8 protein-coding genes and 1 tRNA gene are annotated in these 10343 nt (G+C 70.8%); 3 read left to right on the plus strand and 6 right to left on the minus strand.

Annotation, left to right across the window (positions count from 1 at the left end; all coding sequences use genetic code 11):
- Positions 1 to 264: 264 nt before the first annotated feature.
- The 3 genes from AC3WRM_RS18215 to corA form a co-directional block, all read right to left on the minus strand.
- Positions 265 to 1431 (minus strand): nucleotide sugar dehydrogenase, encoded by a 1167-nt coding sequence (locus tag AC3WRM_RS18215; RefSeq protein WP_492249960.1) that lies wholly within the window; start codon positions 1429 to 1431, stop codon positions 265 to 267.
- A gap of 183 nt (positions 1432 to 1614) precedes the next feature.
- Positions 1615 to 2058, minus strand: a complete 444-nt coding sequence (locus AC3WRM_RS18220) for an SRPBCC family protein (RefSeq protein WP_492249961.1) — start codon at positions 2056 to 2058, stop codon at positions 1615 to 1617.
- Between the two features lie 77 nt (positions 2059 to 2135).
- Positions 2136 to 3299 carry a magnesium/cobalt transporter CorA gene (gene corA, locus AC3WRM_RS18225; RefSeq protein WP_492249962.1) on the minus strand — a complete coding sequence of 388 codons (1164 nt, stop codon included), beginning with the start codon at positions 3297 to 3299 and terminating at the stop codon, positions 2136 to 2138.
- Positions 3300 to 3547: 248 nt separating this feature from the next.
- On the opposite strand from corA, the gene ppc reads away from it, so the two are divergent.
- On the plus strand, positions 3548 to 6382 hold the full coding sequence (gene ppc / locus AC3WRM_RS18230) for a phosphoenolpyruvate carboxylase (RefSeq protein ID WP_492249963.1): 2835 nt from the start codon (positions 3548 to 3550) through the stop codon (positions 6380 to 6382).
- Positions 6383 to 6457: 75 nt separating this feature from the next.
- Here ppc and AC3WRM_RS18235 read toward each other — a convergent pair whose 3' ends face one another.
- The gene (locus AC3WRM_RS18235; protein WP_492249964.1) at positions 6458 to 8350 is read right to left on the minus strand and encodes a hypothetical protein; all 1893 of its coding nucleotides are present in this window, start codon (positions 8348 to 8350) and stop codon (positions 6458 to 6460) included.
- Positions 8351 to 8544: 194 nt separating this feature from the next.
- On the opposite strand from AC3WRM_RS18235, the gene AC3WRM_RS18240 reads away from it, so the two are divergent.
- Together AC3WRM_RS18240 and AC3WRM_RS18245 are read left to right on the plus strand one after the other, a co-directional pair.
- Positions 8545 to 8617 (plus strand) — tRNA-Arg (locus AC3WRM_RS18240).
- A gap of 324 nt (positions 8618 to 8941) precedes the next feature.
- Positions 8942 to 9448, plus strand: coding sequence for a hypothetical protein (locus AC3WRM_RS18245; protein ID WP_492249965.1), 507 nt, complete (start codon positions 8942 to 8944; stop codon positions 9446 to 9448).
- A 49-nt stretch (positions 9449 to 9497) separates the two neighbouring features.
- On the opposite strand, the gene AC3WRM_RS18250 is transcribed toward AC3WRM_RS18245, so the two are convergent.
- Positions 9498 to 9893 carry a VOC family protein gene (locus AC3WRM_RS18250; RefSeq protein WP_492249966.1) on the minus strand — a complete coding sequence of 132 codons (396 nt, stop codon included), beginning with the start codon at positions 9891 to 9893 and terminating at the stop codon, positions 9498 to 9500.
- Between the two features lie 186 nt (positions 9894 to 10079).
- Positions 10080 to 10295, minus strand: coding sequence for an SDR family oxidoreductase (locus tag AC3WRM_RS18255; protein ID WP_492249967.1), 216 nt, complete (start codon positions 10293 to 10295; stop codon positions 10080 to 10082).
- Positions 10296 to 10343: the final 48 nt, after the last annotated feature.

The following is a 10343-nucleotide window of genomic DNA, read 5'->3' on the forward strand; positions in this document are numbered from 1 at the left end:
GGAGGGCCTCGACCCCATTCACCCCGACCGCGTCATGCCAAGTCGCTCACTGCCCCCACCGCAGGTACGAAGGGCCCGTTTCGGCCCGCGCAGGCTTCGGAGGCACTCGATTGCGTAGGGGTGGGGCTTTGCAAGTCGATGGGGGACTATGGCGAGACGTCGATTTCGATCTACCTGAGTACAGCGGGCGATCAGTCGCCACCCTTCACCTGGTCTGAATGGCCGACCGGTTCAGCTAGATTTCCCGAGTTCGCGTAGTCGCTATCAGTCGCTGCCGAAGAGGTCGCGGGTGTAGATCTTGTCGGCCACGTCGGCGAGGTCGGGGGTGTGGCGGTTGACGACGATGACGTCGCTGCGACGCTTCAGCTCCTCGAGGTCGCGCAGGACCTCCGAGCCGAAGAACGGCTCATCGGGCAGCAGCGGCTCGTACACGAGCACCTCGATGCCCTTCGCCTTCAGCCGCTTCATCACGCCCTGGATGCTCGAGGCGCGGAAGTTGTCCGAGCCCGACTTCATCACCAGGCGGTAGATGCCGACCGTCGTCGGCTCGCGACGCAGGATGTCCTCGGCCACGAAGTCCTTGCGGGTCGAGTTGGCGTCGACGATCGCGCCGATCAGGTTCTGCGGCACGTCCTCGAAGTTCGCGCGCAGCTGCTTGGTGTCCTTCGGCAGGCAGTAGCCGCCGTAGCCGAACGACGGATTGTTGTAGTGGCTGCCGATGCGCGGGTCCAGGCCCACGCCCTCGATGATCTGCCGCGAGTCGAGGCCGTGGATCGCCGCGTAGGTGTCGAGCTCGTTGAAGTACGCCACGCGCAGCGCCAGGTAGGTGTTGGCGAACAGCTTGATCGCCTCCGCCTCGGTCGAGTCGGTCAGCAGCACCGGCACGTCGTCCTCGAGTGCACCCTCGCGCAGCAGCTCCGCGAACGCCTCGCCCTCCGGGGTGCGCGCCCCCACGACGATCCGCGACGGGTGCAGGTTGTCGTACAGGGCCCGACCCTCGCGCAGGAACTCCGGCGAGAACAGGATCGTCAGGTCCGGGTGCTGCTCGCGGATGCGGGCCGTGAACCCGACGGGCACGGTCGACTTGATGACGATCACCGCCGCCGGGTTCACCTCACCGACGGCCGCCACGACGCTCTCGACGGAGCGCGTGTTGAAGTAGTTCGACTGCGGGTCGTAGTCGGTGGGCGTCGCGACCACGACGAACGCGGCGTCCACGTACGCCGACGCGGCGTCGGTGGTGGCGGTCAGGTCGAGCGGCTTCTCGGCCAGGTACTGCTCGAGCTCGACGTCCTCGATCGGCGACGTGCGCGCGTTGATCTGGTCCACCTTGGCGGCGTCGATGTCGACGGCGACCACCTGGTGGCGCTGGGCGAGGATGACGGCGTTCGAGAGGCCGACGTAGCCGGTTCCCACCACTGCGATCTTCATGGCCGCAGCCTAACGTCCGCCTCGGCGTCCCAGAGCGCGCGAGGTCGGGTGCCGGCCCGCCGCGACAGACCTCGTCAGGTGCTGTCGCAGCACCCCCGCACGCCGCTACGATGAGCCCACCCCCGTCGCCTTCCTCACCCCTGGAGAAGGCGGCGGGGCTTCGTCGTCCGCGCCAGGGCCGGGTCAGGACTCGTCGGCCGCGTACGTGTCGGTGCGCTGGACGAAGCGGGTCAGCCGCTCCTGCACGAGCGCCACGTGGTCGTGCAGCCACACCGTGACCGCCGGGCCGAACATCGACGACGTCGCTGCGGCGGTGTAGCGGACCAGCGTGCCTCGACCGTCGGGCTCGAGGACCACACGCTCGTTCACGACCGCCATCGCCGACGCCGTGCGCAGCTTGAACTCGTTCAGCGGGTCGAGGTTCGTGACCACGATCGAGGCGTCCAGCTCCTCGTCGCGGTGCTGCAGGACGCACAGGTACGACTGGGCCTGCGCCAGGACGTCGGTGTCGGTGGACAGGCAGCGGCTGACAGCACTCCACTCGCCGAGGGTCTCCAGACGCAGGAGGTTCGCCCACAGCTGGGCGCGCGTCTGGGGCGACGCGATCTGGTACTCCTCCGCAATCATGCTTCGACGGTAAGCATCCTGCGAGGCGGGCGCATCTCAACGCGCCGTGCGGAGCATGTGGAGAGGTTGACCGTCCGTCAGATCCACCGGCGACGGCGGAACACGGCCCACAGTCCGACGCTCACGCAGCCCATCAGGAGCAGAGCGAACGGGTACCCGAGACGCCAGTGCAGCTCGGGCATCTGGTCGAAGTTCATGCCGTACACGGTGCCGATGAGGGTGGGTGCGAACAGGATGGCCGCCCAGGCCGAGATCCGCTTGACCTCCTCGTTCTGGTCGAGGCTGGCCTCGGTGAGCGCCTTCATCTCCTCGTTCTGCTTCTGCGCCACCAGGGTGGCGTTGACGGTCATGATGTCGCGCAGCAGCTGGCGGAACCCGTCGATCTGCTCGGTCACCTGCGTCAGGTGGTCCTCGACGTCGCGCAGGTAGCGCTGCAGCTCGTCGTCGATGCGGTACTTCGTGAACCCGCCGGCCAGCGAGCGCAGCACGCGCGCGAGCGGTGCGGCGGCGCGCTGGAACTCGATCACCTCGCGGGTCAGCTCGTAGATGCGCCGCGAGACGCGGGGGTCGCCGGAGAAGACCTCGGTCTCGATCTCGTCGATGTCGTTGGCGAGGCCCGCGACGACGGGCAGGTAGCCGTCGACCACCCGGTCGAGCACGGCGTAGAGGACGGCCTCCGGGCCGAGCCGCAGCAGGTCGGGGTTGCTCTCGAGGCGGCGACGCACGGCCGACAGGTCGGGCGCCTCGCTGTGCCGCAGCGTCACGACGAAGTCGGGCCCGACGAACACGTGCACCTCGCCGAACTCCACCTCCTCGACGTCGTCGAGGTAGCGGGCGGCGCGCAGCACCACGAAGAGCGTGTCGTCGTAGCGCTCCAGCTTCGGTCGCTGGTGGGCGACGATCGCGTCCTCGACGGCGAGGCTGTGCAGGTCGAGCTCGTCGGCGAGCGACCCCAGCTCGTGCTGGTCGGGCCGGTACAGGCCCACCCAGGCGAAGGCGTCAGGCCGCTCGCGCAGCGCGCCGTACGTGTCGGCGAGCGTCCGGGGCGACGCCACGCGGTCGCCGTCGACGTAGACGGCGCTGTCGACGAGGCTCTCACGACGTCCGGCGTGCCAGTCGGTCGCGTGCTCGGCGGTCGCGTGCTCGGCGGTCGGGCGGTCGGTGGGGGACCGGTCGGCGGCGTGCTGGCGGCGCACCCGGGTGGTCAGGGTGCGCAGGGGCGTGAAGGAACGGTCGGACATGACGGACTCCGTCCGGGCGGGCCGCACGGGGGCGGCGGGCCGGTGCTGACGATGGTGATGGGGTGTGGGGCGACGACGGCGCTCAGGCGCGCGGTCGTCGACTGGGAGGTTCACCGGACACGGCAACCACCTCCCTCGTCAGCCTGCGGACGTTCCACCGACCAGGGTAGCTCGTGCTCTCGGGCCTACCCGTCCGTACGGCGGACGGGCGTCACGCGCGAGAAACCTCGGGGCGGCAGGATGGTGCCATGACCTCCCCCAGCACCCGGTCGACCGAGCAGATCCTCGCGTCCGACCGCCGTGAGCCCGACGTCGCCCTCTTCGCTGGAGGGGTCGGGTCCGACGAGGAGCACGCGGCGCTGCGGGCCTCGGTGCGACAGCTGACGACGCTGCTCGGCGAGGCGCTCACCCGTCACGAGGGGGCGGAGCTGCTCGAGCTGGTCGAGCGGGTGCGGCACCTCGCGCGACGGCCCGGCGCCGGGTCGGGCGAGCTGCGCGAGGCGCTCGACGGCCTGGAGCCCGAGCGCGCCGTGGTGCTGGCCCGGGCGTTCGCCCTGTACTTCCAGCTGGTCAACATCACCGAGCAGCTGCACCGCTGGCAGGAGCTGACGCTGAGCAGCGAGGGACCGCTCGCGAGCACCTTCGGGCGCATCGAGGAGGCCCTCGCCGACGGCAGCCTGTCGGCCGAGGAGCTGGCCGACGTGCTCACCCGCGTGGAGTACCGGCCCGTGTTCACCGCCCACCCCACCGAGGCGAGCCGGCGCACGGTGCTGCGACTGCTGCGCAAGGTCGCCGAGGTCGTGCGCGACCTCGAGGACCCGCGTCGTCCCGCCGCCCACGCCGCGGCCGACGAGCGCCGCCTGGCCGAGCTGGTCGACCTGCTGTGGCAGACCGACGAGCTGCGCGTCGTCAAGCCCGAGCCGCTCGACGAGGCGCGCACGGCCGTCTACTACCTGCGCTCGATCGCGTCGGAGGTCGTGCCCGGTCTGCTCGACGAGCTCGACCGGCAGACCGCGCGCGTCGGCGTCGAGCTGGCGCCGGCGGCCCGACCGCTGCGCTTCGGCACGTGGGCCGGTGGCGACCGCGACGGCAACCCCAACGTCACGCCGGAGGTGACGCTCGAGGTGCTGCACCTGCAGCACACGTCGGGCCTGGCCGAGCTGGTGACGATGGTCGACGACCTGCTCACCGAGATGACCGCGTCGACGCGCGTGGTCGAGGCCAGCCAGGAGCTGCTCGACAGCCTCGCCGAGGACGCCGAGGCGCTGCCGATCACCTGGAGCACCATCCGTCGCCTGAACGCCGACGAGCCCTACCGCCTCAAGCTGAGCTTCGTGCGCGTGCGCCTGCTGCGCACCCGCGACCGGCTCGTCGACGACACCCCGCACGAGCCCGGTCGCGACTACCTAGGCTTCGAGGAGCTGGTGCGCGACCTCGCGCTCGTGCGCGACTCGATGCTGGCGGCCGGTGACGAGCTGACCGGCAACGGCGCCGTCCGACGTCTGCTGCGCACCGCCGTCACGTTCGGCGCGGGCCTGGCCACCATGGACGTCCGCGAGCACTCCGCCAAGCACCACGCGGCCCTCGCCGACCTCTACGCCAGGGTCGGTGAGACGGGGTATGCCGACCTCGAGCGTCCGCAGCGCATCGAGCGGCTGGCCGACGAGCTGCGTTCCGCGCGTCCGTTGCTGGGTGCTGCGGCGGCCGCCGACCGCGAGCGGCTGGGCGAGGCCGCGTCGGCGTCGCTGGCGCTCATGGAGACCATCCGCACCGCGCTCGACACGTACGGGCCCGAGGTGGTCGAGACCTACATCGTCTCGATGACGCACGACGTGGACGACCTGTTCGCCGTCGTCGTGCTGGCCCGTGAGGCCGGCCTCGTCGACCTGACCGGTGAGGAGCCGGTGGCCCGCATCGGCTTCGCGCCCCTGTTCGAGACCGTGGCCGAGCTCGAGTCGGCCGGTCCGCTGCTCGACGCGCTGCTGTCGGACCCGTCGTACCGTCGCGTGGTCGCGGCGCGCGGCGACCTGCAGGAGATCATGCTCGGCTACTCCGACTCCTCGAAGGACGCCGGCATCGCCGCCTCGCAGTGGCAGATCCACCGCGCCCAGCGCGCCCTGCGCGACGTGGCCCGCGAGCACGGCGTGCGGCTGCGGCTGTTCCACGGTCGCGGCGGGTCCGTGGGCCGTGGCGGCGGCCCGACGGCCGAGGCGATCATGAGCCAGCCCTACGGCTCGCTCGACGGTGCCATCAAGATCACCGAGCAGGGCGAGGTCATCTCCGACAAGTACGCGCTGCCCGGGCTCGGGCGACACAACCTCGAGGGCGCGCTGGCCGCGGTCGTGGAGGCGTCGGCGCTGCACCGCACGTCGCTGCTGCCGCGCGAGGTGCTCGACGGCTGGAACGGCACGATGGACGTCGTCGCCGAGCAGGGCAAGCAGGCCTACCGCGCACTCGTGCGCGACGACGCCCTGGTGCCGTTCTTCGTGGCCGCGACGCCCGTCGACGAGCTGGGCAAGATGAACATCGGCTCCCGTCCCGCGAAGCGGCCCGGCGGTGCCGGCGGGCTCGACGACCTGCGCGCCATCCCCTGGGTGTTCGGGTGGACGCAGTCGCGGATCATCCTGCCGGGCTGGTTCGGTGTCGGCTCGGGGCTGCAGGCCGCGTTCGACGACGGCCGCGAGGACACGCTGCGCGAGATGTACGGCTCGTGGGCGTTCTTCCGCACCTTCCTGTCGAACGTGCAGATGACGCTCGCGAAGACCGACCTCGAGATCGCCTCCTCCTACGTCGACGCGCTGGTGCCCGACGACGCCCGGCACCTGATGGACGTCATCCGTGCCGAGCACGAGCGCACCGTGGGGCAGGTGCTGCGGGTGACCGGCCAGACGTCGCTGCTGGAGTCGGCACCGGTGCTGCGCCGCACCCTCGAGCTGCGCGACGCCTACCTCGCGCCCCTGCACGCGCTGCAGGTCTCGCTGCTCGGTCGGGCGCGGGCCGCGGAGTCTCCGTCGCCGGAGACCGAACGGGCGCTGCTGCTGACCATCAACGGCATCGCCGCCGGTCTGCGCAACACCGGCTGAGCGCGCCCGCCACCACGACGACGGCGCTGCCTCCCCACCCGGGGAGGCAGCGCCGTCGTCGTCATGAGGCGGGCGTCAGCGGTAGCGGACCTTGAAGTACAGGAGTCCGGTGACGATCGACGTCTGGCGCAGGCGCTTGTCCTGGTTCACCAGCACGCGCTTGCTGGAGCGCTTCGACGGCTTCGTGAAGTAGTCCTGCGACACCACGAGGTCGTCGTTGCGCACGTCGTTCGCGAGCTGGTCGGCCACGCCCTGCGCCGACGTGGGCTGCTTCGCCGGGAGCGACAGCTCGTCCTCGTCGTCGTAGTAGTACTCCTCGTCGTCCCAGGGGGCGAAGTCGTCGAAGAACTCGTCCTCGTCCTCCCAGTCGTTGGTGTTGCCGCCGGCGATGACGATGCGGCCGGTGCCGATCGCGGTCGACGCGGGACGCACCTCGGTGGTCACGTACCGTTTCGTGGCCTTCGACCAGCGGTTGGCGCGGTCGAGGGTGATGCGCAGCTTGATCGTGCGGCCCTTGGTGGCGGTGATCGTGCCACCCTCGCGCAGCTTCACCCAGCGACGCGTCTTCGTGTCGTAGCGCTCGACGGCCGTGGCCTTCAGCGCCTTGTACGGCGACGTGAGGGTGTCGTCGATGGTCACGTCGGTGACGTCGATGTTCGAGAACGGGTTGTCCTGCAGTGCCTCGACGTTCGACGCGACGCCGGTGCCGACGAACTCCGCGAGGAAGTCCCGGCGGCTGTAGCGGTCGGTGCGGCGCATCTCGACCGGCTTGCCGTTGACGGTGCTCGTGCCCTTGACCGTCCAGGTCACGAGCGACTCGCCACCGGCCAGCTGGTCCTGCGCGAGCGCGGCGTCGCGGAAGGCGTGCGTGGCGGCGATCGCGGGCAGGGCGTCCGGGTTGGGGACGAACGACAGGTAGGTGCGCGCCGGCTTGCCGTCGGACGACGCCGTCGAGCTGACGGTCGTGGTGAGCGGCAGCGCGCCGAGGCGACCGAACACGCCGGCCAGGCCGTCGTGCAGGAGGGTGCCCTGGGGAGCACCCAGGTTGGCGAGCTTGTAGGACTCGCCGCCGTCGGCCTGGATCAGCGCCGTCGACGCGTTGTGCAGGGTGCGCTGGGCGTTCGCGAACTCCATGGGGTGGCCGAAGCCGACCACGTCGCCGTCGCACACGAGCGACGCGGTGCCGAGCGCGTAGAAGCCGATCGACCCGTAGGAGTCGGCCACGGCCAGGTTGCCACCGGCGACGATCGGGGCGTCGGCGGCCGCGCCACCGTTGCTGCCGGAGACGACCGTGGCGGCCTTGCTGCCGGCACGCTTGGCGATGGTGGCGTACCCGCTGGCGAGGCTGCTGGGCAGCGTGATGGCGGTGACCGGCTTGATGCTGCGGGCGCCGGTGCCGAGCTCGCCGCGGTCGGCGCCGGCGGCGACGAGGCGGTTCTTCTCGCGGGTGGTCAGGCGGATGCTGGTGGGTGCCTGGCCGCCGTTGGCGCGCAGGGCCTGCAGGCTCGCCGCGGGCGTGACGCCGGCGATCGAGGAGCCCTGCGTGCTGCCGAACGTGTACGCGACGGCGCCGATGAGGCGACCGTCGGCGGCGTAGACGGGCGAGCCGGACATGCCCGACCAGACGCCGGCGTCGATGGTGCCGTCGGCCTTGGTGATCCGTGAGCCCTTGAGGTCGAAGACGAGGGTGTCGCCGTCGTCGCTCTTCAGCGTGTCGAGGTAGGTGCCCGTGAACGACTCCGGCTCGACCTTCGACGACGGGCGACCGGGGGTGACGCCGGCGGTGGTGAGACCGGTGACCTCCTGACCCTCCTCGAGCTGGTCGGCGGGGTAGGTCTCGCACGCGGCGGACGACGAGGGGGCGTCGGTCGGCTCGGCCTGGGCGGGCGCGGCCACGAGGCCGACGGTGCCGGCGACGAGCGCGGCGGATGCGCACAGCGCCGGCAGCGCCAGACGACTGCTGGTCATGGGTCCTTCTCTCTCCACGGTGCCCCGCGACGGGGCGGCTGCGCTCACCGTAGTGGTCGCGCTCCTCGTTCCTGGGCGGATTCATCAAACAGACACCTGATGTCGGTGGACCGGGAAGGTCTTTGCGTAGCGACGGCCCCGGTTGCGCGACGTGGAGGGCCGTCCCGTAGACTCTTCGCTGTCCTTCGGGACGTGCGCCCGTAGCTCAACGGATAGAGCATCTGACTACGGATCAGAAGGTTTGGGGTTCGAATCCCTACGGGCGCGCAGACGAGGCCCGGAGCATCTCAGGATGTTCCGGGCCTCTGTGCGTCGTGAGTAGGGGCGTCGTGGCTAGGGGCGTCGTGGGGCGCGGTGCTGGGGCGGACGCACGCTTCTGCGTTCGTGTGCGACGTGACCAAGGATGCTGCGTCCGTGACGGGATCCCGTCGTGTACGCAGCATCGTTTGGTGCCGTGCACGGCGATGCAGCATCCTGTCGACAGTCGGGGTCAGCGCCAGCTCCATCGCCGCGGAGCGTGAGGTCGGGTTCGAGGCGCCTGCGCGCATCGCGCCAGAGGATCGGGGAGGGGAGTCGGTGCTCGGCTCGTTCATGACTCTGGACGTCCTGACCGGCACGCCTCTTCTCGACACCGCACTCCTCCCGATGGTGAGCGTGTCGGCGGGAGTGCTCGTCGCGGTGTGGATCCGAGAGAGGAAGGCCCGTTGGTCGTCGATGCAGGCGCTCGTGGCGTCGTCCGATCCCCGAGCTCGCGAGATCTTCCTCCGGCTGCACCTGGACGGCGAGGTGGCGGGGATGGCCCGACTGCGCCGGGCTCCCGTCTTCCTGAGCACGCCGTGGCGACCGTGGCGCCAGCCGACCGTCGAGTGGTGGTGGGACGTCGACTACGTGCTGGGCGAGCATCCCGACGACGTCTGGCACCGCGAGGATCTCATCCTCGGCAGCGATGTCGAGGCCGCCTGGCTCGTCGACCCCCGACGCCGAGAGCCCCAGGAGCTCGAGACACGCGAAGGTCCGACCCGGGCCTACCGCCTGACCGAGTGCTCGCCGACGGAGGTGTCCGAGAACCGCCGGTGGTTCGAGGTCGACGGGCGCTGACGTCCGCCGCGCCTCGCTCGTCCCCGGACCGCTCAGGGCGAGGCATCCTTCAGGACGCGCCCTGCTCCCCGTGTGGGACGGACAGCTCGACGAGGTTGCCGTCGGGGTCGCGCACGTAGACGCTGCGGAGGGGACCGGAGGAGCCGGTGCGATCGACCGGACCGAGCTCGACGGCCACGCCGGCGTCGGCCAGTCTCCGCTCGACCTCCTCCAGGGTGCGGTCGACGACGAAGCAGAGGTCGGCCGAGCCGGGGGTCGGAGCGGCGGCGTGCGGCTCGATCGGCGCCGCAGCCTCGTGCAGGTTGATCTTCCAGCCCGGCGCGTGGAGCGCGGTCCGTCCGCCGCCGAAGGTCCGGGCCTCCAGCCCGAGGACGTCGGCGTAGAAGCGGACCGTCGCGTCGATGTCGGAGACGGTGAGGACGAGGTGGTCGAGATGGTGCAGCACCAGTCCATCGTGCGCCATCGCGCCCCGCGGGACACCTGCTGCCTGGATGAGCCGGGGGCGGACGCACGTCTCTGCGTTCGTGACTGAGGAGGCGAAGGATGCTGCGTCCGTGACGGGATCCCGTCGTGGACGCAGCATCCTTCGGTGCTGGACGCAGGAAGGCAGAATCCTGCGTCCAGCGGCCCCTCACTCCCGACCGGAGCGCCTCAGGGGGCCGGCCATGGCGTGGTAGCCGCCGTCGACGTGGAGGATCTCGCCGGTGACGGCTCGCGCCAGGTCGGAGAAGAGGTAGCAGACGGAGTCGGCCACGGGCTCGGTGTCGCGGGGGTCCCATGGGAGGGGCGACCGCTGCGTCCACGCGTCGAGCAGCTCCTTGAGGTTCCCCCCGGACCGTAGAGGCATCGACAATGAGGATCGAGATGCCAGAGAAGCGGAAGAAGTACGACCGGG

It is taken from the genome of Aeromicrobium sp. EU05-FHT14F07, assembly GCF_058790455.1.

What these genes read in the sequence shown, in the direction of transcription:
- AC3WRM_RS18215 (WP_492249960.1), bottom strand. Translation starts at nt 1,431, where the DNA reads ATGAAGATCGCAGTGGTGGGAACCGGCTACGTCGGCCTCTCGAACGCC.
- AC3WRM_RS18220 (WP_492249961.1), bottom strand. Translation starts at nt 2,058, where the DNA reads ATGATTGCGGAGGAGTACCAGATCGCGTCGCCCCAGACGCGCGCCCAG.
- corA (WP_492249962.1), bottom strand. Translation starts at nt 3,299, where the DNA reads ATGTCCGACCGTTCCTTCACGCCCCTGCGCACCCTGACCACCCGGGTG.
- ppc (WP_492249963.1), top strand. Translation starts at nt 3,548, where the DNA reads ATGACCTCCCCCAGCACCCGGTCGACCGAGCAGATCCTCGCGTCCGAC.
- AC3WRM_RS18235 (WP_492249964.1), bottom strand. Translation starts at nt 8,350, where the DNA reads ATGACCAGCAGTCGTCTGGCGCTGCCGGCGCTGTGCGCATCCGCCGCG.
- AC3WRM_RS18245 (WP_492249965.1), top strand. Translation starts at nt 8,942, where the DNA reads ATGACTCTGGACGTCCTGACCGGCACGCCTCTTCTCGACACCGCACTC.
- AC3WRM_RS18255 (WP_492249967.1), bottom strand. Translation starts at nt 10,295, where the DNA reads ATGCCTCTACGGTCCGGGGGGAACCTCAAGGAGCTGCTCGACGCGTGG.